This window comes from Virgibacillus tibetensis (genome assembly GCF_036026595.1).
GTDB classification, from domain to species: domain Bacteria; phylum Bacillota; class Bacilli; order Bacillales; family Amphibacillaceae; genus Virgibacillus_P; species Virgibacillus_P tibetensis.
This window is the reverse complement of record NZ_JARZFX010000004.1, coordinates 118883-142928: the sequence shown is the minus strand read 5'-3', so window position 1 is coordinate 142928 and position 24046 is coordinate 118883. Positions and strand designations below refer to the sequence as shown.

Here is a 24046-nt window from a genome sequence, read left to right as displayed (position 1 = left end):
TAGACACCGTAAACACCATGTAAAGAATTATTAATTTGTTATAAAATAAAAAGACGGTGTGTACTCAAGAGTCTAACTCCCTGTACCCCACCGTAACCTCTATTCTTCGTTTTTTCTACTAAGATACTCGTTCTTTTCCTCGCCACCCTGCGAATTACTGTTTTTATATTGACTTTTCCGGCCGTTCCGATGTTCTCCATGGTTTTTATTTTCTTTGAATTGATTGTTTTTCTCATCCATTTAGATCTCCTCCCTCCTTTTCAAAAAATCATCGATTTAGCTTTTGATTATGGACAGTCTTTTATACGTTTTAGATAGCTTCTTTAAAATTTTGATACTTTGTTTTTTTCAAAATAAGCATTTTCCGTTATAATAGATTTATATGTTTGTTTTTAGGAAGGATTGTTCCTCATGGATTTGCCGTTAGAAACCCTAATTTTCTTATTTTCTGCTATGCTGATTATTGGCGTACTTGCTACAAAATTCTCCAGCCACCTTGGACTCCCAGCACTTGTTTTATTCCTCTTGATTGGTATGGGTCTCAATAGATTTATTTTCTTTGAAGATGTAGAGTTTACGCAACTTATCGGTATTATGGCTTTGATCATTATTTTATTTGAAGGTGGTACGCAAACAAAGTGGAGCAATGTTCGTCCTGTAATCGGGGCTGCCGGTATCTTAGCCACATTAGGCGTATTAATTACAAGTTTAGTAACCGGGCTAGCAGCAGTGTATATCCTTAACTTTTCCTTATTAGAAGGAATGCTTTTTGGTGCAATTGTAGGATCTACTGATGCAGCTGCTGTCTTTTCTGTTTTAGGTAATAAAAACATTAAGAAAAAACTGACATCCACACTGGAAGCAGAATCCGGCTCCAATGATCCAATGGCTGTATTTCTCACCATTACTTTTATTGAAATGATTAAAATACCTGACACATCCATCTGGGATGCCGTCGGAAGCTTCTTCGTCCAAATGGGACTTGGTCTGCTGCTAGGATTGTTGCTCGGAAAACTTACCGTAACTATCATCAATACTATTAAGTTGGATACGAACGGATTATATCCCATTCTTGCAATCGGTATGGCTACTTCAACTTACATACTCACAGATTTTCTAGGAGGAAGTGGGTTGCTTGCTGTATACGTCATGGCTGTCTTCGTTGGTAACAGCGACTTAATGTATCGCAATTCCATATTGCGTTTCAATGAAGGGTTCGCCTGGATGATGCAGATTCTCATGTTTATCCTTTTGGGATTATTGGTATTCCCTAAGCAATTGCTTGATGTATTTTGGCAAGGTATTATCTTAACTATAATCCTTATGTTCATTGCACGACCGGTGGCTGTATTTTTAACCATGATTTTTATGAAATATAACTTCAAAGAACAGGTATTCATTTCCTGGGCAGGATTAAAGGGAGCAGTTCCAATTGTATTAGCAACCTACCCAATCGTTGCAGGTATAGAGAACAGTCATCTGATTTTTAATGCCGTCTTTTTCGTAGTATTAATATCCGCCTTGGTTCAAGGGAGTACATTATCATGGCTTGCCAGCAGATTAGGTTTGACCAACAATAAGAACGACCCCAGTCAACCTACTATGGAATTAATCAACCTGGGAAATTCTGAAGCTGAAATTATGGAGGTTACTATTACAAGCAAATCACCAGCTGTCAACACCTCTCTAATAGATCTTGTACTCCCAAATGACACCTTGATTATAGGTATAATCCGTCATGAAAAATTAATAACACCCACGGGGAACACAATTATAGAAGATGACGACACCTTATATGTACTCGGCAACAAGAAAAGTAGAGAGAAAGCAAAATTAGTCCTGTTGGGCCAGATGGTAAAGAAAGAAAAAGAAAAAGATAAAAAGAAAAAGAGAATAAGGCGAAAAGATAAACAATAATAACTACGTAAAACTAACAAGTGATGTCTTGTTAGTTTTGCTTTTTATTTCAGTAAGGCAGCTTCTTATACGCCACTTATAACATTTCCCATACCTCATAAATTAAAATCGTTTATCCTCAACTTCAGAAACTTTTAATCCTATTTTTTTACTAATAGTTTTTAATCATGCCCCCTTATGCAACTTTAATTCGATAGTAGTTGTAGAAAGGTGGTGGCAAGTGTGGAATTATATTAATCTTATCCATACTTTATTTGTAGTACGATAAACTTAAAGGAAGGAAAATTCCTATGAAGCTTTATTTAGACCCTGGGCATGGCGGATCAGATCCTGGTGCTCAAGGAAATGGGTTAGTTGAGAAAGCAGTCGTATTGGATATTGCACTTCGTATACGCAGAATTCTAACAGAAAACTATAAAGACGTGGTTGTAAAAATGAGCCGAACAGATGATAGTACTAAAAGTCTGCAGCAGCGAACAAATGAAGCTAACTCCTGGGGAGCAACGTATTATTTTTCCATTCATTGTAATGCTTTTAATGGTTCTGCTCATGGCTATGAGGACTACATTCATAGCAGCTTATCTGACGCTTCTCAGACTGCAGGTTATCGAAATAGTATTCACACAGAGATTAGCAGGATATATCAACTTAATAATCGTGGAAAGAAAAAGGGAAACTTCCATGTATTACGTGAAACTTCTATGGCGGCAATGCTTACGGAAAATGGGTTTATTGATAATGAACAGGATGCTGCTTTAATGCAAGAGCCTTCCTGGCGTGAGCGTGTGGCACTGGGCCATGTAAATGGACTAGCCAAGGCATTTAACCTTCAATCAAAGACTGAGCCGAATACAATTTTCAGGGTCATTGCTGGTTCTTTCAAGTTAAGAGGAAATGCTGAAGACCGCTCTATTGCTCTTAAATCTCAAGGTATTAAATCCTTCATCGATCGAATTACAATTTCCGGTGAACAGTGGTACCGTGTCCAGGCTGGAGCATTTACGAGTAGAGAAAATGCAGAGAACCGCTTGAGTGAAGTTTTAAATGCAGGTGTAGAAGACGCCTTTATTGTTACGGATTAACTCAGGAAGCGAACAGTGACAGACACTGTTCGCTTTTGTATTAATCCCACTTCTTTATTTTTTGAATAACTTTTTTATTAACTATGGAAATTAATGTTTCTTTGCCATCGGCAGTCTTTTGTTTATGCCATTCATTATAGCTAGCAACTGTAATCAGGATAGAACCTGCAATCAATAAGTAGATCCACCATGGCAAGTTCCCCCAATACGGTCTGGTCTGCAGAAATACATTTAATAACAAAACTCCAACACCTATCAAGAAAAATGACTTCAGTTGATACTTCATTCCGCCTAGTATGGAAGCCAATGACAGCGTTCCGACAATTAATGCATCATAAATTGTGTTGCTGGCCATCCCATCCTGGATTAACAGTAAGGCAACTATAACAAGGACTGCCCATTGAATCGAGTTGACAAGTGTTTTATGTGAGTCAGCTGTTACTCTTTTCAAGAATATAATGAGAATAACCCATGGCAGTACATACAATTCCCGCTCAAATAAAGCTGGTAGATCTATATTCATTAGTACCGTATAATAAGGCTGTATTAGAAAGACAACGGCTGAGAATATACTCCATTTTTCTGCAAGATATGGTATCCGCTTACGTTGTATGAGGATCGCAGCTGATATCAGGATGCCCGGTAAAAGCTTTGTCCATAAGTCATCTGTAGATAGTAAGTACATACTGCATAAGGAAATAAATCCAACTATAGTGTACCAATCAATAGTTGGCAACTCCATTCTCCCTTTCGCCTTCTGATAAATAGAGTCGTATAAAAGTATTCCGATTACTTTATAGACAACTGCTAAACCAGCTACCGCAAGCAACATGAAATATTCCCATTCCACATAATGAAGGCCATATAATGCAAGAGCATAATACGCTACGAGCAATGGTATTGCATTATAAATATCCCATTTTTCTTTATACAGAACGAACAATAAACCTGCAATGTATAGCCATGTCACACTAAGCAAGACTGAATCATAAGGGAAAACTGCAGTAAAGTTAATAACACCAATGAGAGAGAATACTACTGTATAGTAGGCTATTCGTCGTACCCAAGGCTCTTTACCGAAATACCATGCTGCAATTAACAGGATACTTACTATCAAAAAGGAATAATGAACATGCTGGTCTAATTCCAAGAGATCCATTGCAAGGCTAATTGCAATCCAACTGGTTGTAAAAGAAGTATATAGAAACGTAGTAATCTTCCATTCAGGCTTTACCTTCAGAACACTCAACCCGTATATAACAGTGGCAACCAGAAACGCCCAGAAGGCAATTTCTCTATATAGCAGAAGCGTTACAAGTAGAGAAATAGGGAAATACAGATGCCCTGCCCACCAGAAACTTCTTCTAAGCCGGCGATCCTTATCACCGATGATCAACCCTGTACCTAATAGCAGCACGGCACCTAACACAAGCTGCAGGGAATGAAACAGGTCTGATTGGATAGTGAATTGCATGTGAACTGCGTAAAGTACAGTAAAATAAAATACGAGCGATAGCACACTGACTATATGGGACATTCCAAGCCAATTTGTTTTTCTGTATAGTAAATAGGCCATCCCAATACCGCCAAGCACTATTAATGCACGTAGTTGATCATTAAACATATACGTAAACGTCATCAACAGCCCAGAGAAATAAAAAGCATGGGCAGTGTAGAAAGCATTTTGATTAAAGTCTTTCTGATTCATCTTTCTCCAGATGCTACTTAACAAAAGAACGACTAATCCTGCCAGCACAAAACGCTCCGCTTCAAAAAGGGCGACATATTGTATTAAACCATTACCAATAATTAAGTCATAATACATAATGACTGCAAAGCCTACTGATATTGCATGAAGCCAGGATGCAATTGATGAATTTGTGTATACTGATCGCTTTTCATAGTGATTCATAAACAATGCAATAACAGCCAGCAACAGGAACATCGTACCAACCTGTCCCCAGTTCTTGAACATATAGCTACCCATTAAACACAATACCATGACAATTCCACCGATATCCCGACTGCTGAATTTAAGAGGCAGGAAGAAACTCATTCTCATGAGGCAACCAAATACAATATATAAAAAGAATCCGGCGAAGAACATCGGCAGACTTAGTCCACTATAGCCGAAAGCCTCCTGTCCTAATAAAACTACTTCATAAAATGCAGCCATAAGGAAGACAGGGCTTAAGTACATAAATAGTTTTTGGCTTACTCGATATGCCAAAAATGCGAAGTTTAACGATATGATGATATAAGCAATCAACATAATTACAGATGGTTCATTCATCGTTAACACTATTCCTTCAAAGCTTATATAAAGGAACGCACAGGCAGAAACGACAGCACTTGTATAACGAAATACCTTTTCCATTGAATGGCTACCTTTAAGGAATTTAGGAAGCGCCAAAAATATAAATCCCAGCAGCGCATAGGCGACAGCCCCCACCTCATGCAACACAGAGAACTCAATTAATTGATAAGAGCCATACACTAATAATGCCGTAAAAATGAAGTGATATTCCCTACGGTTTGTAACGAAAATCATAGAGAAATACAATACAGCTGTCAGAATTAAATTGAAGCTGTACATTAGTTCATGATTATAAAATATAATCATCAGTAAAGTAGAAAGGATTAAATTACCCTGTAGGTAATGCACAAACTCCCTTGTAAACAGTGGAAATCTCCCGTGTTTCTTCAAATAGGTATACCCTATAATAAGCAACCCGTTGAATAGCATAATCCCTAGATAAAAACCGTCGATCGGCAAGTAAAAGGAGGCTATTAGAAAACCCGCAAACACGGAAAGTGTCACATAGGAGAACCATACGAATAGCCTTGAACCTAATTTTACTGAAAAAAATAGATATAACGGTAGGATAAGGAGGCTTCCAACTGTTCCATATAAATAGCGTCCCTCACCAAATAGTGAAAAGTAAGAACCGAAAAGTTCAAAGTAGCCTGCGGATAAAATAAAGATAGGTAAAAATAAACTGCCAAGCACATTGAATGCGAAAGCTGTTTTCTTAATATCCAAGACACGCATTGTAAAATATGCCAACCCAAAAAACAAAACCGAAACAAGAGCAACTAACCCCGTTTTCATCCAATCCACCAGTGTATCCCATGTACTGGTGGCAAGAACCAACCCTCCAATTAAAAGTAATACAACACCAAGATTCAACGACCAGGTAATATTACGTTCACGCATTTCCTGGGCTGATAGCGCTTTTTTAGCTTTCTTTGGCTTAGAGGGAGCTACTGGTTCTGTCATTTCAATTTTTTTTCTTTCTTCTATAACTTGAGTTTTCTGTGCCAGATCAATATAGAATTGATCATGTGCCTCCAATACTTCTGTTAAGACATTCTTGTCTATGTAGTCCGCTTGTTCCAGCTGCTTTAATTCTTCCTTAACAATTCTTTTTCGTTGCTCTAGATTCACCTGTTTTCCCCCTTGCTTGCAAACACCTTTTCCTCATCATATCAATATATATGATAGAATTCACTAAAATTTCCAAATTAAAGAAAAAAGTGCAAGTGCCTTGTCCAAGCCTGAGCGAGGGTGGAACGACGTTGCTGTTCCTTTGTTTAAATAGTGTACGTATAATCCTCTGGTAAAACCCTTTTCAGAAACTGCTTCGTTCTTTCTTCCTTTGGACTTACGAATATATCTTTAGGAGATCCTTCCTCCACTACGACGCCGCCATCCATAAATATTACCCTGTTGGCTACATCCCTTGCAAAAGACATTTCATGAGAAACAACAAGCATCGTCGTTCCTTCTCTAGCGATATCTTTCATGACGGATAAAACTTCACCTACCAGTTCTGGATCCAGTGCCGATGTTGGTTCGTCAAACAGTATGATGTCCGGATTTAAGGCCACTGCCCTTGCAATGCCGACCCTCTGCTGTTGTCCACCTGATAATTCGCTTGGATATGCTTTGCTTTTATCTGAAAGTCCTACTTTTTCCAAGGCTGTTTCACCAATTTCAATTGCCTCTTGTTTTGAAATTCTCTTGCCATAAACAAGTCCTTCCGTTACATTCTCCAAAGCTGTTTTATTATGAAACAGATTGTAGTTCTGGAAAACAAAAGCAACCTTTTGTCTTATTTCATGAATTTGCTTTTTGGACGCCGTTTTTAAGTTTAAACCAATATCGCCGAAAATTGCCTGCCCCTTATCTGCCTTTTCAAGGAAGTTAATGCATCTCAACAATGTTGTTTTTCCGGAACCACTTGGTCCGAGAATGACGACAACATCTCCTTTATCGATTTTCAGATCGACTCCTTTTATAACTGCAAGTTCACCAAATGACTTGTGTAAGTTATTGATCTCCAACACTTCATTGTCCCCCTTTTTCTCGTCAAACAGTTGCTGGTTTATATCTTGCTAAGCGCTTTTCATAAAGCTTAAAAGCATATTCCACCAAACTGCATAAAATCAGATAAACTAAAAAAATATCAATATATGCCTCAACGTAATTGTAGCCAACGTTAGCAGCTACTTTGGCCCTTAAAGTAATTTCGTTCAGTGACATTGCATAACCTAAAGATGTTGCTTTAATCAGATTAACAGTTGCTGTACAGATATTAGGCATCGCAACAACGAGTATTTGAGGAATAACAATTCGTTTGTATGCTTGGGTAGTTGTAAGTCCAACTGACTGTGCTGCTTCCAATTGTCCTTTATCCAATGTACTCAAGGCGGAACGAAAGACCTCAATAAGGATTGCCGTAGTAGAAAAGGAGAAGACAATAAAGGCGTACCAAATAGGATTTATCTCATAAACATCTATATTAATGTTATATTTCCTAAAAAATGCATGGAGCAATAATGGGACACTACTATAAACTATGAAAATTTGAATTATTATCGGGGTTCCTCTAACAAAAGAAACATACACCTGCGCTAACCGGTGAATGACCGGAATTTTATTTATCCTTGTTAAGGCAAGTAGAAAGCCTGCCGGCAGTGCAATTATTAAAGCGACAATGGTAACGAATAAAGCAACGGGAACTCCCGATAGTGCAACAAAAAATGTCTCCACTAGAAATTTATAATCCAATTCTATCCCCCCTTTTTACGTTGTTCTTAACGGCTGTTTTCCTTTACTGAAAACTCTTTCTAACTTTAGAAAGAAGTTCTCAATCAGAATAGAAAGTACCCAATAAATGATAGCTAATGCAAGGAATATTTCTAACGTGTGTGAATTGTAATTTCCTGCAATTATAAGGTTTGCCTTCCCTACAACATCAATTAAGCCAATAGTATAAGCCAATGCGCCCTCCTGAAGTAATGCAAGCAAACCGTTGCCGAAATTCGGTAAGGCCACTACAAAGGCCTGCGGAAAAATAATTCTCCTATATGCTTGTGCATTACTTAAACCAACGCTAACTGCAGCCTCGAATTGTCCTTTATCAATAGATTGATAGGCTGACCTGATAACTTCGGCCATGATAGCTGCAAACTGAAGTGTAAAAGTAATGACAACGAATACCGCTGTACTAATATCGTTTAAATATAAACCGAAATTGCTGCCGATTGCAGGGATACCATAATAAACTAAAAATAAAAGGACAATAGATGGAGTGCATCTTAATATCGTTATATAACTATTCGCAAATTTTCTTAAAAACTTATTTTTTCCCATTTTTGCCGCTGCTAAATTAAAGCCCAGGATGGTACCAAACAGCACAGATAAACCTGTAACCATAAATGTTACTTTTAAAAATGGAAGTAACATTGGGATTGCTTCCCATATATACGATGCGTCAAAGTATTTTTGCATGCCTTCACTCCATCCTTAACTTCACTTCTTATTTAAATTAAAGGCTGTTGGGGTGAATCATAATCCCAACAACCCCATATCAATCTATTATTCTGCGGATTCCAGTACCTCAAATAAGTCTCTTCCATAAAATTCCGTACTCAGTTCGCTTGTCTTCTTTTCTTCCTTTAACTGGTTGATTGCTTTATCATAGGCTTCTGCAAATTCCTGTTCATTTTTATTGAATAACGGCCAAGTCTTGATAACTGCAAATTCATTATAAACAACTTCATCAACCAAATTATGATACGGTCCATCTTCAGCAACTACTTGTTTTTCAAAAGGGCCCTCGATTTGTACTCCGCCATCTACACGACCTTCAATCACCCATTGAATTACGTCAACCGAAAATGTATCTCCCGCCTCAAGCAAAACAGGGTTATCCGGGTTTTCCTTGTTGTATTCTGCAATAACTGTATATTGTGCGTTGTTTGCCGCAATCGGTGCCAATGTAAAACCAGCAGAAGCGAAATCCGACAATGTTTTAATATGTTCATTTTCATTCTTTAATACAAGTCCAGTACTGCTTAATCCAAGAAATTCCTCCGGATAGATAAATTTATTCGCTCTTTCCTCTGTCCAGAAGGCATTTTTAACCCCCACCTGGTATTTCCCTTGCTCAACGCCTATCAATAGGTCATCACTCGTAGTTCCAATAAATTCAAATTCATATCCCGGAAGCATTTCATCAACTAATTTCATCACTTCAACATCATATCCGGTTGCGTTCCCACTCTCATCTACCCAGGAAATCGGTTTAGATGATTGATCATACGCGACTTTCACTTTACGTACCTCAGAATCATCAGCTTCTGCACTCTCACTTGATCCACATCCAACTAATAGAGTGAGCATGACTGACCCTATAACAACTGCCAATAAAAACGTTTTAAATTTCATTATAAAATCCCCCTTGTATTAATAATTCAATGATGAACTCAATCATTCTTATGCTTCATTTTCTCTTGTTCAATCGCTGTCTCTGCTAATTTTCTGATAGTCATATCGTCTGCGGGTGGATTATGCAACCCAGCCCTTACGTCACGATAGTACCTCTGCAGGGGATTACTGCGTTGAAGACTCTTAGCCCCGACAATTCGCATTGCTTTGTCGACAATTGTAATGGCTGCATTTGTAACGGCATGCTTTACGATTCCTACTTCATTTGATAAATATTCTCTTCGTGTTTCATCATCATAGGCTTCCGCAACACTATAAATAAGATGTCTGGCTTTCGATAATTCCAAATCAATTTCACCCAGATGTTGTTGAACATTTGGTAATTGGCTAATTGGTCCATTCAGGCTATTTGGTGAATGCTGGTTTGCAAACATTACTGCATAGTCACGTGCCGCTTGAGCAATCCCAAGATAACAGGCCGGAATATGTAAAACCCATCCATTAAACCCGCCTCCTGACTTGTTAGGCAGTTCAACAAGTTTTGATTCATCAACTACCACATGATCGAGTACTAAATCATGGCTTCCAGTTCCCCGCATTGCTATTACATCCCATGTTTCATCAATGCTTAGTCCTTTTGAATCCTTGTGAATTAGAAAGAAACCTACTTTCTCCTTTTCTTCAATCCATGCGGATGTTAGAAAATACGTTAGCGATGGGGAGGCAGTTGTGAAATTCTTGCGTCCTGAGATAACCCAAGAGCCATCTTTTCGAACTGCACTTGTCCCCGGACGGCCACCTCTCGATGGGCTGCCTGTTTGTGCCTCACTTACAGAACGGTTTACCGTTGCACCATTTAAAATTTCCTTAGCAAAAAAGTCCAGATTTTCATCACTCCATAGCTTTTGTTCATAGATATCGCCAACAACCCCAAGAGTCCATCCAATGGAAAGTGCCGTGTTCGCATCAAAGCTAGCGAGTGTTTCCTGAAAAAGTACCATGTCATAGGCTTTTAATCCCTCGCCCCCATAAGCTTGTGGAAGTATAATACTTGTATAGCCCATTTGCACCAAATCTTGAATGTTTTCTATTGGGAAGCGTGCCATTTCATCAATTTCAGAAGATCTACTTTTAAGTTTCTCCTCCATTTCGTGTAACATTTTAAACCATTTCTTTTGCTGTTCTGTTTTTAAAAATAAATTAATCATATTAACCCTCCGGTTTTATTACTGTTATTAAATTTCTAATTTTTCTAGTTCGCTTTTTTATCCCCTATACAATTGTTTCATTAGCCTGCTATATTCTGGGTTACTCTTATTATTGGGTTCAACTTATTCGCAATTTCCCTATTTATATAGGGGTCGCAACCTCAACATTTATTAAGTTAAAAATTAACTTTCTATTGATTATTCATACAATACAAGTAAAAATTCAGCACGTCAAGAGAATAAACCAATTATTCCTACCTGCTAACTTATGTATATGAATGTTAAGTAAAAGAGAACCTATATTCCGCTGACTTTTTAAGAAATACTGTAAATGTGAAATTACGTTATTTTCGAAGGAAACAAAGATGTATTGGCTGGTTTTGTTGTTCGCTTCTGATCCGTGAATTAAAAACCCTTTCACTGCGAATGGATAAACACACAAAAAAATGCTAAAGCTAAGATGAATTTTTTAAAAGCTGAATCCGCAATGACTATAAATCACATATACTCAAATAATCTCGTTAACCTTTATGGATATTTAATTGGTTAATCAAATTACTAATGGAAACAATAATAGTTACGTAAAATGACGTAACTAAAAACTAGAAAGGAGATAACGTATGACCTCTTCCAATAAATATCGTACCGAAAGAGACACGATGGGAAAAATACTGGTACCGTCTAGAGCGTACTATGGACCACAAACCCAACGCGCTCTTGAAAATTTCCAAATTAGTGGACTACAGCTACCTCGGAGATTCATTAAAGCGCAAGGCACTATTAAAGCTTCAGCCGCTTCCGTAAACATGGAATTAGGCATGCTCTCAAAAGAAATGGGAAAAGCCATTATAGAAGCATCAGAAGAAGTCATCGATGGGGTATGGGATGATCATTTTGTAGTAGATGTTTATCAGGCCGGGGCAGGAACCTCACAAAATATGAATGCCAATGAAATAATTGCACACCGCGCTTCAGAATTAATTTCCGGTTCATTTACTTCCAACGTTGTTCATGCAAACGATCATGTAAACATGTCGCAATCAACAAACGATACCTTTCCTGCTGCTCTCCATATCGCCGCTGTAGAAGAGCTTAATCATAGACTCCTCCCTGCCATAAATCAATTACAAAAAGAATTGGAATGGAAATCAAATGAGTTTATGCCCATATTGAAAAGTGGCCGCACCCATTTACATGATGCCGTCCCTATACGTTTGGGTCAGGAATTCTCTGGTTATGCTGGCACGATTGAGTCTGCATATCATCAGATAGAAACCACCTTAGATGACTTATATGAAATCGGACTGGGTGGAAATGCGGTTGGTACGTTAATCAACACACATCCTGACTATCCGGAGAAAGTGATCACAGAGATTTGCAAGCGTACAGAGGCACCATTTCGCGCACCTGCAAGTATGTTCAGTTATATGCAAAATAGAAATGCTGCAATAAAGACCATGCTGGCTATGAAAGAATTGGCCATTCACTTAATAAAAATAACCAGTGATTTGCGCCTGCTCGCCTCTGGTCCTCGTACAGGATTAACCGAAATAACCCTACCCCCTGTACAACCTGGTTCGACCATTATGCCAGGAAAAGTAAATCCAGCTATTTTGGAAATGACACATATGGTATGCTGCCAGGTAATTGGCTATGAAACCGCATTAGCTACTGCCGGAATAGCAAGTCAGTTAGAAATTAACGTAATGATGCCAGTGATCGCACATTCCGTTCTCGAATCGATCGGGTTGCTGTCTAATGCAATCCCAGCCCTTTCAGAAAAATGTATTACTGGCATCCAGGCAAATGAGTCGAAATGCACTAATCTGATGGAATCCAGCCTCGCATTAGTCACCGGCCTAAGTCCAATTTTAGGCTATGACCTAGCTTCACAAATAGGTATTGAAGCGGACGAAAAAAACAGTTCTATCAAAGAGGTGCTTCAGGAAAAAGGATTACTTTCAGAGAAAATTGAAAAAGCAATAGATCCTAGAGGCATGGTTTAATTTCAAAGTTGAACTGAATCGTCACGACCCGCCAATAATAAGATATATAAAAGCGCAGGATTGAAAATTTCTTCAATTCCTGCGCTTGTTTCGTATTCTATTCTTTTGTAAATTCTTTTGTGCTTCTTACGGTATCAATCGGTCGAACTGATTTTTCAATTTCTTCACGTTTTGGCTCTAAGAATGGAGGAAGGGATAACTTTTCTCCCAATGTTTCATAAGGTTCGTCTCCCATAAATCCTGGGCCGTCTGTTGCAAACTCAAATAGAATTTGTGGTGCTACTCTTACGTACAAGGAACCGAAAAAGAAGCGGTCAACAAATCCTGATGTTTGAAATCCAAATCGTCTGATATGGTTATCCCATTCATCTAAGACGGAACGGTCTTCAACTCGGAATGCGGTATGATGGACAGTACCATAGCCTTGTTGTGCTTGAGGAAGAACGGCATTAACTTCCACGACAATTTGTGCACCATTACCACCCTCACCAACTTCAAATAAATGAAAAGATTCCTCTTGATCTATCTCTTTAAATAACAGTACTTTTTCCAGCATTTCTTTAAAATAATTAAAATCAGCAATCCGGACAAAAATAGGTCCTAAACCTGTAATCGCATATTCTAAAGGAATAGGTCCCTGTTGCCATGGAGTACCTGCCGCTACACCTTCATTCTTTTCATCCGAGATTAACTGATATTGCTGGTCATCGAAGTCAACAAAGGAAATCGTCAATTTACCAAATTGTTCTTTAATGCCTGTATGCTTTACGTTCAAGCGATCAAAACGTTTAACCCAATAATCCATTGCAGCATCACTTGGGATACGGAAGGATGTTTTCGAAATTTCATTCGTACCATGCACTCCTTTAGGAATGCCAGGGAAGTCAAAGAATGTCATGTCTGTGCCAGGGCTTCCTGTGTCATCTGCAAAAAACAAATGATAGGTTTGAATATCATCCTGGTTCACTGTTTTCTTTACTAAGCGCATACCTAAAATATACGTGAAAAATTCGTAGTTCTTTTCCGCACTGCTTGTAATTGCTGTAACATGGTGCAGTCCTTTTAATCCGTTCATTTTATATTCCTCCATTTTTAAATATTAGTCTATTATCTTTAATTAAGTTATCTTTAATTAAGTATAAATATAACATATAAAAAAGATTGTGTCTATAAATAAGTTCCTATCAGGTCTTTAATAAAATCTCCTCTCTCTTCATAAGAACAAAAGGGACTTGGCTCTTTCTGCCAGAGAACGAACTTTAGAGCAAACTTCATATAAGTTCTAATAAAAACGCAAATAAAAACGCCTCCTTTAGTTAAAGGAAACGTCCTGCCTTTGTAAATGAACAACTTTACTAGTTACCCTTTGCCAATGGAAAATGGTCTAGAAATCTATGTTTAATCATGAGATTTAATGTGTCTTTTCCGTATATTGCTACTTCTGACATTAACCTTGTATTACCCAGATAGGTATTCCACAGATTAGTTAACTCTGAAGTGGTAAGCGTGTTTTCCACGGCATGTCCCTCCAATAGTCAGGTTTTAACCTTATACTCCCTACAACCGGAAAATTTATGCACTATTTTAGAGATAAAAAAACTTATAATAAAAGCCATATCAGCCCTGGTGTAATGACTGATACAATAACGGCACTGACTACCATGGCAATCGTACTGACGGATCCTTCCAGCTGACTGTTCTCCATCGCTGTTGCAGTACCAATTGCATGACTGGCACTGCCAATACCTACACCCCGGCCGAGGTAATTAGTGAGACTGGAATACTTAAACACAACAGAGCTTACCAGGATCCCACCTATCCCAGCAACCATGACAAATACAGCGGCTAGTGGTTCAACTCCTCCCAAGGTGTCTGCAATATCCATCGCAACAGGAGTCGTAACAGACTTAGGAGTTAGGGAGTAAATGATCATATTATCCACTCCAGACCATTTTGCTAATAATATGCCAGTTGTAACACCCAAAACCGCACCAAAAAAGGTCCCACCGAGAATTGGGACTGTCAATTTCTTCAGAATATCTCGTTGCTGATATAAAGGATATGCCAAGGCTACTACCGCTGGGCCAAGTAATTTACTGATCCACTCGCCTCCCAACATATATTTCTCATAAGGAATAGTAAATATCATTAAAACTACTACAATGGCAACCGTTACGATAATGACAGGTGATGTAAATGTATAGCTGAACCTTTTATGAAACTGGAATGCAAACAGATAAAGAATGAGAGTACCAATAATTGCACCAAAGCCAATACTAAAATTAATCATGTTTACACTCCTCCTTACGCATCAGCCATTGACTAACAAGGCCTGAACCAGCCATTACTAGTACTGTGCTGATCAATATTATCAGAATGAGCAAAATTCCCTTACCAGCAAAAAGATCAAAATAACTTATGACACCAACCGTAGCAGGAATGAAAAAAAACGTTAAATGCTTAATTATAAATTTCGTGCCCTCTTCGATCCATGTCACTTTTAACACCCCTGTCATCAATAAAACAAACAGAATTAACAATCCAATAACACTACCAGGTATAAAAAGTCCAAGCGAAAGCTGTACGAAATCTCCTATTAAATAAATGCCATATAAAATAGCAATATGAATAATTACTTTTACTCCCCTTAACATGATGTCACTCCAATTTTCTTATTAATGAATCCTAGTATAGCAAAAAAACAAATAAATCGGGTTAACAGACTTTTATGGGCAGTAAAATCTAAATTAAGATCACAAAAATCCAGGAATATTTAAACAAAAGGAATAATCTTTTTAACAATCTACAACACTACACGTAAAGGAGAGGAGGAATATAGTTGAAACGAATAGCAACCCTAATTTTATTATGTATCTTTTTAACAGGCTTTGATCATGCTGACAAACTAAAATTAACAGATTCCGAAATAACTATTATCAAATCAGAAAACATTCTACGTTATGATTTCAAAATAATGAACATAGGTGAAGAGCCAATTAAAAGTGAGTTCGATTATCCAGGACATCACATTTATGGAATAGAAATTGTAGTAAGACCGAATGAGGAATTGGCTATGTTAATGGAAATGGATGAAAACTCAAGCTATAAGAAGATGCTCCCTATGGGGAGTGGCTTCACTGGTTATTTCCAGCCTAATGTTGAGGCAGCTTTTCATATTGAGTACAAAATCAAAGAAGACTCTAATCTAAAAGAAGTAACTAATCAGGCAAAAAATGCAACCTTACTCATCCTGGACGGGATAGATATAGAAACTGAAATCCCTTTAAATAATTAACAAAAGCGCGGGGCGCCCATTTATTGTCAGATGGCCTGCGCTTACGCTGGACTTGGCTCTGCAGTCAGAGAGAGCGAATTTTCTGCTTTCTTATCTCGATGAAAAGGCGCATTCCCATAAAGAAATGCGCCTTTTCATCGTATTAGTCCATTTTTATAACTTTAATGTTTCTGGAGTTTCACCTTTCTTGTTCATTAGTCGAATCATCATAGGTTCTATTTCCAGGATGACAAAGTCAGGATCCTCAGGTCCTTCAAAATATGGCTCCATATGTTTATTCCACAGTTGCTTCTTCAGCTCGTCGGAATTATTGAATGAAACTTTGCCCTCATACTCTACATAGAGATCCCCATACCCTTCTCCTTCATAACCAATAAGGATATGAGTATATGGGTTCTGTTCCAATTCTTCCGCTTTGTGAGTGTCCTTACTAGTTGCTGTATACAGCTTCAAATCTTTATGGTAAAAAGTCATATACCTCGAGTGAGGCTTTTTATTTTCGACCGTCGCCATCGTGCCAACGTGATCCGTATCCAGAATTTTTTCAACCTTATCTTTTATCGCTTGTTGACTCAAAACTATGCACTCCTTTATTACGTGGATATATACATTATTCCTTTATCAGGTAAAAATAAACACCAATTTCTAAGCTATATTTTCGAATTCCTTAAGTGATTTTCTATTTGGGCGTATTCTTCTGTATGACCAGTCGTTTGAGCAAGATCCCGCAGCCTGCTTAATAATAAGTCTCTATCTAAATCGAAAATAAATTCGGTATATATGGAGTCGATGGTATTTCTGGCAAATTGCCAAATTACCTCGTAATGTACAGGGTTTACAGACTGAGCTAAGCGCCCAAGCGAGCCAATAATCACTGTTATAATGGGATAATTTTTTTGTGCATAATGCCTAATTAATCCGTAACTCTGATAAAGGTGAAACTCAAAATTATCAATACCGATAATTAATCGAACCTGTCTATCTTCATCTGCTAAATAAGGTGTAAACGTAATGTTTTTATCGATTATTAATAGCAAGTCTGTTAGTTGATTGATTGTGTTGGAGGCGGTTTTGGGATCATTACTGCCAATAGCTTTAATTGCAATTTCACCTAGTTTATTTAAGGCGAACCGTAAATCCTGTATTTCCGTCTCTTTATGTCCCATTTGGACCATTCTTACATATTTATCAGCATCTACATTATCCGCTCCTGGTCCCCAATAGGAGAATAGGATGTTATCTTCTAAAGTAAAGCTTCCTATACGTGACTCCAGCTTCAACAAAATATTATCATTCTTCGCTTCTTCAATAATTTTGTAAAAATTAATGAGTTGGATATAACCTGAAACTGGAGCTTTAACTATTTTAATTCGTTTGCGGTATTCTTCCATTAAGTCCCCAGGTTCTTCTGTTCTAAAAGCTTCTAAATCCTGTTTTAATGAGCCCGTGATAATTTCTCTTGAAACACTTTTCATGGTGTCTGTAATATTATGCACCTGCATCCAAGCAGTCGCATGATTGATGAAATAGATAAAGGTAAGTGCTGTTATAAACGCTACTGTAACTGTAGCAAAAGGAACGGCTACATAATACTCAACAGGATGGCTGCTTATAAACAGAAACATAATTAACACATACACAAAACTTCCATTAAAAATCCCCAGCACATGCTGGGTTTGCTTGTCTTTCACAAAATTTTGAAGTAGTCGCGGGGAAAATTGTCCACTGAAGGTGGTTAAGACAACAAGCAGGGAATTTAGTGTAAATGCACTTAATGTTAGTATCCCTCCAATTAGAGCACTGATCAGCAATCTCGTCGTTTCAAACTCGGCTTCAAAATAATTAGTCGTATATTGAGCTAATTCTAGCCCAACATCAAGAAATAGAGTAAGCGCCACTAAAAAAAACGCAACAATAATATATAAAAGTGGTGCGCGCCATAAAGTCAGCTGCAGCTCATGATGCCGTTGGCGTTTACCCATGAGAAAGTATTTTTGTATGGATGGTGGTAAAAATTTTACAAACATAGCCAATCTCCTCTATTGACACACTCTAGACATTAAACGGTATGTTTCACATTGTCATAATTGTTCTTTCCCGTTTACTCACTACTTAACACCATTTCTTTCCCACAACAAAGAAAGCCTCAAGTTATTATGGTCAGATAAAAGTGAACTAGTAAGCTGCTACAATAATGATAGAGTGAACTTCAATTACTCTTTACACTATAGTTGTATAAATAGCTTTTGCATTGAGATACTAATATCAACTTGTAATAGGAAGGATGATATTAGATGAATAATCGTTTTGAAGATAAGGTAGTCATTATTACAGGTGGTGGCTCCGGCTTAGGTCTAGCATCCGCATTAAAAATTGCTAAAGAAGGCGCAAAACTTTCTTTGGTAGATTTGAACAGTGAGTCATTAGAAGAAACGAAAAAGAGTATATTAGAAGTTGCACCTGAAGCAGAAGTATTGCTAATAACTGCTGATGTTTCAGATGAAAATGCAGTCAAAAAGTATGTAAATGACACGATAGAAAAGTTTGGTCGCATTGATGGATTCTTCAACAATGCTGGAATTGAGGGAAAACAGAATCCTACTGCAGACTATGGAAGTGACGAATTTCAAAAGGTAATCAATATAAATCTGAATGGCGTATTTTTTGGGATGAAGTACGTACTGGAAATAATGAAAAAACAGGGATCTGGAGCCATTGTAAATACTGCTTCTGTTGGAGGGATCCGTGGAGTTGGTAATCAGGCAGGTTACGCAGCTAGTAAGCATGGTGTAGTAGGATTAACTAAAAATGCCGGAATTGAATATGGTGAACACGGTGTGAGTATCAATGCAATTGCGCCAGGCGCTATCATGACAGCAATGGTAGAAGGTTCTTTAAAACAAATGGCTGGTGATGATTGGGAAGAAGCTGGAAAAGAATTTGTCAGTGTAAATCCTATGAAACGTTTTGGACAACCTGATGAGGTCGGAAGTTTAGTAGCTTACTTGTTATCAGAGGAGTCAAAATTCATTAATGCAGCAGTAATTCCTATTGATGGTGGACAATCATCCAAGTACTGATGAGATAAAGTTAGGTTGACTTAAGATTTCTTGAGTCAACCTATTTTTTAACTATCCATTTTGCAACTGCAAGTAAATCAGGGAAAATCTTATCTGCTTCTACCTTACTTTCTTTTCGATCCCCTACAAGAATTGTTGTTGTCCCTGCTTCCTTTCCAGCTTCTATATCCGGCTCCCGGTCACCTACCATGTAGCTTTTCGCTAAATCAATGTCATGTTTTTCGGCTAAGTCAATAATCATTTGCGGCTTTGGCTTTCTGCATGCACACTTTGCATGTGGCTTATGTGGACAATAGGCAATATCATCAATACGGGCACCAAATGCTGCTAAATCCTCCTCCATCTTGTTATGTACAATATGCAGCGCAGACTCCATCATAAATCCTAGCCCTATTCCTCCCTGATTTGTTACAACAAACACCTTAAACCCTTTATCATTGAAAAGTTTTATAGCTTCCCCCACTCCATCCAACAAATAAAAATTCTCTGGTACATTTACAAATTTCACTCGATCACTTAGTACCTCATTGATTACACCATCTCGATCTAAAAACATTGCCCTGTTCATACCATCACCAGGCTCTCTGAGTAAGATAGTGGTTAGTTTTGCAATTGAATATATATTTATACATTACTCCATTATCGTAGAGTGAAATTGACAAACAGGCCTTGATAGAATTAGTAAGGCTGGGGATAGGCTGCGATCCATCCTTTGAGCGTCAAAACAGTCCAAGCTGGTCTGCACGCCATGCAGACCGGTTTGGCATGAACGCTGTCCCTGACTTCATTCAGCGATTGATTCACTTTTTCCAGCGTGCGGCTTACTTTATTCCGCGGTTGAACCAGTTGATTCAGCGCTTGCTCAGCTTTATCCCGCGTTCAACACGGTTTATTCAGCGATCAACCCTTTGGGCGTAGTGCATTTCGAAGTGATTAGCTATGCCAGCAACTACTTACCTGTCGCAATTTATAGATCTTATGTCAAAAATAACAACGAGTAAAAACAGGTACTGGTAAGGTACAATCCTATTCTTTTAGAAAAACATTAATCTAAAAAAGCCGAACAGCATAATAAATACTGTTCGGCTTAAACCTTTCAACTACTAAGCAGCAGCTGAATAGCTCTTCTTATTTTGTATATAATTAATAGCAAACATAGTGATAACAATAACAATTCCTATTATATCGGTTGTCGTTTCAGGTATTATCATCATTAGAGCACCTGCTCCGAGAATAAGCTGAGATATAAATTTCATCTCTCTCATTAAGAACCCTTCTAATGCACCACTTAAGGCAATAATTCCAATCAAGGATGTAACGGTAATTGTTACAATTGATATAACGGACGGAAACCCGAATTCTGTTGCTGTGACTGCTACACCTGTCGTATCAATCATGAGCATTGCTGGGTTATATACGAATAAATACGGAATAATAAACCCTGCCAGCGATAATTTCAGTGCGTGAAAACCTGTCCGCATAGGGTCTCCTCCGGAAATACCAGCACCAGCGAAAGCTGCCAATGCAACCGGTGGTGTAATGTTGGCAAAAATTCCAAAATAGAAAACAAACATATGTGCAACTAGCACAGGAATGCCAAACTCCGCCAAAGCTGGAGCTGTCATAGTTGCAGTGATAATATATGCTGGAATAGATGGTAGTCCCATTCCTAAGAGCATGGATGCAATCATCGTAAAGAACAAAGTTAAGAATAGTGAACCTGCTCCGATACTAGTAATAGCGGATGTCATTACTGTCCCGAAACTAGTTAAGCTAACTACCCCAACAATGATGCCAACCACCGCACAGGCAATCATTACAGATAAAGATTGCCTTGCACCATTTTCCATTGCTTCCAGGACATCTTTAATCGACATTCTTGTAGTTTTTCTTAATGCAGCTACAATAATTGTCAGTAGTATGGTGTAAAAAGCTGCAAATCCTATTGGAATACTTAAATATAGCATCGCTACAAGACCTACAATAGGTAGCAGTAAATGCCCTCTTTCCTTCATTACTTCTTTAACTCTTGGCAGATCTGCTTTAGGTATTCCTTTTAAATTTTTCTTCCCTGCACGGAAATGCACTTGCATAATAACAGCTAGAAAATAGAGCACAGCTGGCAATAGTGCAGCTAATGCAATTGTTCCATATGCAATACCAGTTGTCTCTGCCATAATAAACGCGCTTGCACCCATGATGGGAGGTAAGATTTGTCCCCCAACAGATGCACTCGCCTCAACGGCACCTGCAAAGTTTTTATGGTAACCAATTTTCTTCATTAATGGTATCGTAAATGAACCTGTACCTACTACATTTGCAACAGCAGCACCATTAATACTTCCCATAAAACCACTGGATATTACTGCTACCTTAGCAGGTCCTCCCTTTTGTCTCCCGGCAAGTGCCATAGCCAGATCATTAAATAATTGACCCATGCCAGATTTAACAAGAAATGCCCCAAATAAAATAAACAGGAAGATAAATTGAACAGAGGCTCCAATAGCCGTAGAAAATAGACCTTCCGTTTTTAAGTACATTTGACCAAATATATCTCCAAGATCAAACGGTCTAGTCATTAGCATATTTGGCAACCAATTAAAGTGACTAATGAATGGATACGCTAAAAAGATTAACGCCAAGATCGGTAGGATAATACCTGTCACTCTTCGCGCTGCTTCCAATACTAGAATTACGGTTAAGATACCCATTACGATATCAAACGTATTTGGAATACCTCCACGAGTCGTTACAATTGCGGTATATTCATAGATGAGATACCCTGCTGACAAAAGACTTAGCGCAAACAAGAACCAATCATATACAGGTACTCGCGAACGTTCTTGTTTTTTGAACGTGGGGTAAAGCAGGAAAATAAGCGCCATACCTACTGCCATATGAATAGCCCTTTGTTGTAAGGCAGGCATTGGATTATACGTAACATATAAATGAAATGCAGAATATAGGATAGCAGCAATTGAAATAAATACAGCAATGTTTCTGTTTTTTAATTTACGGACTCTAGCGTCTGTATCAAACTTCTCTAACACTTCCTGGCTCATTGTTTTTTCCTTATTAGAAATGCTTTCTATATTTAAATCCCTGTTGTCCTTCTTCATAGATAACTCCCTCCCACATACTCCCATAGATGGATATACTCTACGGATATGCTTATGTTTCCATACTCATCCGTTAACTCATATAAAGCAATTTCGGCTTCTTCCGTCACAAGTTTCGTTTGTGCGTTTTCTGAAACAATAAGATTAAAGTCAGCCATTTGTCGATCTATCCTCATATGAACATAACCATCTTCACTTTCAATAATTTCCCCATCTGCAGGTACTCCAGCACCAAATGTTTTGAAATAAGTCTCGGTTAATATAATCTCGTCCTTATGCCGTTGATAGATTTCCACCCATTCTTCTTTCTCAACGGAGTGAATCCATTTCAAATGGAAGGCATCACTTTTTAAATAATAGATTTCCTGCCCGAAGTCAAATTGAATAACTGGCAGCTTAATAAAAAGTAAAAAAAGGAGCACAATGATGCATGCGCCCCATTTAAACCATTTATTGTTCATTGTAGTAGCGTTCTGCTCCCGGATGTAAAGGTGCTACAAGGCCTTCCTGTGCTGCTTCCAAGGAAATGTCCGAAGCCGCTTGGTGCGAGCTCTCCAACGCTTCCAGATTTTCAAAGAATGCCTTTGTTAATTGATATACATCGTCTTCACTCATATCAGCATGTACAATTAATGCATTCATAATTGCTGCTGTTTGTACTGGTTCTTCATTACCATACGTACCTGCAGGAATTTCCATGGGTACGAAATAGGATTCTTCTTGAGCAATTTCCTCTACATCTGCAGAATCAATCGTTACAATTCTAATATCCAATGTCTCTGATAGTTCCAACAAAGATGCGTTTGGCAGACCACTTGTAAGGAATGCTGCATCAAGCTGTCCCGCTCTTAGTCCATCCGCTGCTTCCGCATATCCTAAATAATCAACACTGATATCATCATATGTAATACCATGACCTTCCAGTAAGTTACGTGCGTTAACTTCTACCCCGGAATTCTGGTCCCCAACTGCAACTCTTTTACCTTCTAAATCTTTGAAAGTTTCAATTCCAGAATCTGCTGTAGTTACGATCTGTACATAGTTTGGATATAATGCACCAATCTGATTTACCTTTTCAATAGGCTCATCAAAATTACCAGTTCCTGACACTGCCTGGCTAACAACATCACTCATTGTAAATGCTATTTCCACTTTATCCTGATTAATTAAATTAACGTTTTCAACTGATGCACCTGTTGTCTGAGTCCTGGAGTTTACACCAAATTCACTGCTGTATGTTTCACCCAATGTTGTACCAATAATATTATAAGGACCAGAAGAACCACCCGTTGCTATTGTCACAATACCTGCATCAAGACCTTCTCCATCTCCAGAAGCACCGTTATCTTCTCCACCGCATGCTGCTAGTATAATAGTTATTACTAATATCGCTATGAAACCGCTTAAATTTCTTATTTTCAAAATTAGAACCTCCTTTACTTTTTTACAATTTCCAATTATACATGAGGCACTTTAAAATTAAAAGTAAATCCAACATAGAAAAATTTTACAATTTAAACTAGGAGAAAAGAACTCCATTTATTCAGAATTATCAATTTTCACTTCTATCGCACTATATACAGACAATCCCCCAAAAGCTAGT

At 38.0% G+C, this 24046-nt stretch carries 22 protein-coding genes; 5 read left to right on the top strand and 17 right to left on the bottom strand.

The annotated features are described in order from the left end of the window. Positions 1-99: 99 nt before the first annotated feature. The gene (locus tag QGM71_RS10685; protein WP_327607535.1) at positions 100-240 is read right to left on the bottom strand and encodes a hypothetical protein; all 141 of its coding nucleotides are present in this window, start codon (positions 238-240) and stop codon (positions 100-102) included. Between the two features lie 171 nt (positions 241-411). Here QGM71_RS10685 and QGM71_RS10680 point away from each other — a divergent pair, with 171 nt between their 5' ends. After that, complete coding sequence (locus QGM71_RS10680) at positions 412-1917, top strand: potassium/proton antiporter (protein WP_327607534.1); 1506 nt, start codon at positions 412-414, stop codon at positions 1915-1917. A 290-nt stretch (positions 1918-2207) separates the two neighbouring features. Further along, a complete protein-coding gene (locus QGM71_RS10675; RefSeq protein ID WP_327607533.1) occupies positions 2208-2999 on the top strand; it encodes an N-acetylmuramoyl-L-alanine amidase in 792 nt (263 codons plus the stop codon). A gap of 40 nt (positions 3000-3039) precedes the next feature. On the opposite strand, the gene QGM71_RS10670 is transcribed toward QGM71_RS10675, so the two are convergent. The 6 genes from QGM71_RS10670 to QGM71_RS10645 form a co-directional block, all read right to left on the bottom strand. Then, positions 3040-6447, bottom strand: a complete 3408-nt coding sequence (locus QGM71_RS10670; RefSeq protein ID WP_327607532.1) for a hypothetical protein — start codon at positions 6445-6447, stop codon at positions 3040-3042. Positions 6448-6593: 146 nt separating this feature from the next. Beyond that, positions 6594-7349 (bottom strand): amino acid ABC transporter ATP-binding protein, encoded by a 756-nt coding sequence (locus tag QGM71_RS10665; protein WP_327607531.1) that lies wholly within the window; start codon positions 7347-7349, stop codon positions 6594-6596. A 22-nt stretch (positions 7350-7371) separates the two neighbouring features. Then, positions 7372-8073 carry an amino acid ABC transporter permease gene (locus QGM71_RS10660; protein ID WP_327607530.1) on the bottom strand — a complete coding sequence of 234 codons (702 nt, stop codon included), beginning with the start codon at positions 8071-8073 and terminating at the stop codon, positions 7372-7374. A 15-nt stretch (positions 8074-8088) separates the two neighbouring features. After that, complete coding sequence (locus QGM71_RS10655) at positions 8089-8796, bottom strand: amino acid ABC transporter permease (protein ID WP_327607529.1); 708 nt, start codon at positions 8794-8796, stop codon at positions 8089-8091. Between the two features lie 87 nt (positions 8797-8883). Then, complete coding sequence (locus QGM71_RS10650) at positions 8884-9735, bottom strand: transporter substrate-binding domain-containing protein (RefSeq protein WP_327607528.1); 852 nt, start codon at positions 9733-9735, stop codon at positions 8884-8886. Positions 9736-9773: 38 nt separating this feature from the next. Further along, positions 9774-10943 (bottom strand): acyl-CoA dehydrogenase family protein, encoded by a 1170-nt coding sequence (locus QGM71_RS10645; RefSeq protein WP_327607527.1) that lies wholly within the window; start codon positions 10941-10943, stop codon positions 9774-9776. A 620-nt stretch (positions 10944-11563) separates the two neighbouring features. Here QGM71_RS10645 and QGM71_RS10640 point away from each other — a divergent pair. Then, entirely contained in the window at positions 11564-12949 is a 1386-nt protein-coding gene (locus QGM71_RS10640; protein ID WP_327607526.1) for a class II fumarate hydratase, read from the top strand. A gap of 97 nt (positions 12950-13046) precedes the next feature. On the opposite strand, the gene QGM71_RS10635 is transcribed toward QGM71_RS10640, so the two are convergent. The 4 genes from QGM71_RS10635 to QGM71_RS10620 all read right to left on the bottom strand — a co-directional run bounded on the left by QGM71_RS10635 (position 13047) and on the right by QGM71_RS10620 (position 15603). Then, positions 13047-14024 carry a ring-cleaving dioxygenase gene (locus QGM71_RS10635; protein WP_407703017.1) on the bottom strand — a complete coding sequence of 326 codons (978 nt, stop codon included), beginning with the start codon at positions 14022-14024 and terminating at the stop codon, positions 13047-13049. A gap of 280 nt (positions 14025-14304) precedes the next feature. Then, positions 14305-14466 carry a hypothetical protein gene (locus QGM71_RS10630; RefSeq protein WP_327607524.1) on the bottom strand — a complete coding sequence of 54 codons (162 nt, stop codon included), beginning with the start codon at positions 14464-14466 and terminating at the stop codon, positions 14305-14307. Positions 14467-14549: 83 nt separating this feature from the next. Then, complete coding sequence (locus QGM71_RS10625; protein ID WP_327607523.1) at positions 14550-15239, bottom strand: LrgB family protein; 690 nt, start codon at positions 15237-15239, stop codon at positions 14550-14552. Further along, the gene (locus tag QGM71_RS10620) at positions 15232-15603 is read right to left on the bottom strand and encodes a CidA/LrgA family protein (RefSeq protein ID WP_327607522.1); all 372 of its coding nucleotides are present in this window, start codon (positions 15601-15603) and stop codon (positions 15232-15234) included. Before QGM71_RS10620 ends, QGM71_RS10625 begins: the two co-directional genes overlap by 8 nt. A 185-nt stretch (positions 15604-15788) precedes the next feature. Between QGM71_RS10620 and QGM71_RS10615 the strand changes: the two genes are divergently transcribed. Next, complete coding sequence (locus tag QGM71_RS10615; protein ID WP_327607521.1) at positions 15789-16244, top strand: hypothetical protein; 456 nt, start codon at positions 15789-15791, stop codon at positions 16242-16244. 153 nt (positions 16245-16397) lie between these two features. On the opposite strand, the gene QGM71_RS10610 is transcribed toward QGM71_RS10615, so the two are convergent. Next, positions 16398-16820, bottom strand: a complete 423-nt coding sequence (locus QGM71_RS10610) for a pyridoxamine 5'-phosphate oxidase family protein (RefSeq protein ID WP_327607520.1) — start codon at positions 16818-16820, stop codon at positions 16398-16400. Positions 16821-16894: 74 nt separating this feature from the next. Beyond that, positions 16895-18271, bottom strand: a complete 1377-nt coding sequence (locus QGM71_RS10605) for a DUF2254 domain-containing protein (protein ID WP_327607519.1) — start codon at positions 18269-18271, stop codon at positions 16895-16897. 267 nt (positions 18272-18538) lie between these two features. Here QGM71_RS10605 and QGM71_RS10600 point away from each other — a divergent pair, with 267 nt between their 5' ends. Continuing rightward, positions 18539-19324, top strand: a complete 786-nt coding sequence (locus tag QGM71_RS10600) for a glucose 1-dehydrogenase (RefSeq protein ID WP_327607518.1) — start codon at positions 18539-18541, stop codon at positions 19322-19324. 40 nt (positions 19325-19364) lie between these two features. Here the strand turns inward: QGM71_RS10600 and QGM71_RS10595 are convergent, their stop codons facing one another. The 4 genes from QGM71_RS10595 to QGM71_RS10580 all read right to left on the bottom strand — a co-directional run bounded on the left by QGM71_RS10595 (position 19365) and on the right by QGM71_RS10580 (position 23865). Beyond that, positions 19365-19892, bottom strand: coding sequence for a D-glycero-alpha-D-manno-heptose-1,7-bisphosphate 7-phosphatase (locus QGM71_RS10595; RefSeq protein WP_327607517.1), 528 nt, complete (start codon positions 19890-19892; stop codon positions 19365-19367). Positions 19893-20427: 535 nt separating this feature from the next. Beyond that, the gene (locus QGM71_RS10590; protein WP_327607516.1) at positions 20428-22443 is read right to left on the bottom strand and encodes a TRAP transporter permease; all 2016 of its coding nucleotides are present in this window, start codon (positions 22441-22443) and stop codon (positions 20428-20430) included. Continuing rightward, complete coding sequence (locus QGM71_RS10585; protein WP_327607515.1) at positions 22440-22904, bottom strand: DUF1850 domain-containing protein; 465 nt, start codon at positions 22902-22904, stop codon at positions 22440-22442. Before QGM71_RS10585 ends, QGM71_RS10590 begins: the two co-directional genes overlap by 4 nt. After that, a complete protein-coding gene (locus QGM71_RS10580; RefSeq protein ID WP_327607514.1) occupies positions 22894-23865 on the bottom strand; it encodes a TAXI family TRAP transporter solute-binding subunit in 972 nt (323 codons plus the stop codon). Before QGM71_RS10580 ends, QGM71_RS10585 begins: the two co-directional genes overlap by 11 nt. Positions 23866-24046: the final 181 nt, after the last annotated feature.

What these genes read in the sequence shown, in the direction of transcription:
- QGM71_RS10585 (WP_327607515.1), bottom strand. Translation starts at nt 22,904, where the DNA reads ATGAACAATAAATGGTTTAAATGGGGCGCATGCATCATTGTGCTCCTT.
- QGM71_RS10655 (WP_327607529.1), bottom strand. Translation starts at nt 8,796, where the DNA reads ATGCAAAAATACTTTGACGCATCGTATATATGGGAAGCAATCCCAATG.
- QGM71_RS10640 (WP_327607526.1), top strand. Translation starts at nt 11,564, where the DNA reads ATGACCTCTTCCAATAAATATCGTACCGAAAGAGACACGATGGGAAAA.
- QGM71_RS10645 (WP_327607527.1), bottom strand. Translation starts at nt 10,943, where the DNA reads ATGATTAATTTATTTTTAAAAACAGAACAGCAAAAGAAATGGTTTAAA.
- QGM71_RS10680 (WP_327607534.1), top strand. Translation starts at nt 412, where the DNA reads ATGGATTTGCCGTTAGAAACCCTAATTTTCTTATTTTCTGCTATGCTG.
- QGM71_RS10685 (WP_327607535.1), bottom strand. Translation starts at nt 240, where the DNA reads ATGGATGAGAAAAACAATCAATTCAAAGAAAATAAAAACCATGGAGAA.
- QGM71_RS10595 (WP_327607517.1), bottom strand. Translation starts at nt 19,892, where the DNA reads ATGAACAGGGCAATGTTTTTAGATCGAGATGGTGTAATCAATGAGGTA.
- QGM71_RS10625 (WP_327607523.1), bottom strand. Translation starts at nt 15,239, where the DNA reads ATGATTAATTTTAGTATTGGCTTTGGTGCAATTATTGGTACTCTCATT.
- QGM71_RS10605 (WP_327607519.1), bottom strand. Translation starts at nt 18,271, where the DNA reads ATGTTTGTAAAATTTTTACCACCATCCATACAAAAATACTTTCTCATG.
- QGM71_RS10620 (WP_327607522.1), bottom strand. Translation starts at nt 15,603, where the DNA reads ATGTTAAGGGGAGTAAAAGTAATTATTCATATTGCTATTTTATATGGC.
- QGM71_RS10600 (WP_327607518.1), top strand. Translation starts at nt 18,539, where the DNA reads ATGAATAATCGTTTTGAAGATAAGGTAGTCATTATTACAGGTGGTGGC.
- QGM71_RS10635 (WP_407703017.1), bottom strand. Translation starts at nt 14,024, where the DNA reads ATGAACGGATTAAAAGGACTGCACCATGTTACAGCAATTACAAGCAGT.
- QGM71_RS10650 (WP_327607528.1), bottom strand. Translation starts at nt 9,735, where the DNA reads ATGAAATTTAAAACGTTTTTATTGGCAGTTGTTATAGGGTCAGTCATG.
- QGM71_RS10590 (WP_327607516.1), bottom strand. Translation starts at nt 22,443, where the DNA reads ATGAAGAAGGACAACAGGGATTTAAATATAGAAAGCATTTCTAATAAG.
- QGM71_RS10675 (WP_327607533.1), top strand. Translation starts at nt 2,208, where the DNA reads ATGAAGCTTTATTTAGACCCTGGGCATGGCGGATCAGATCCTGGTGCT.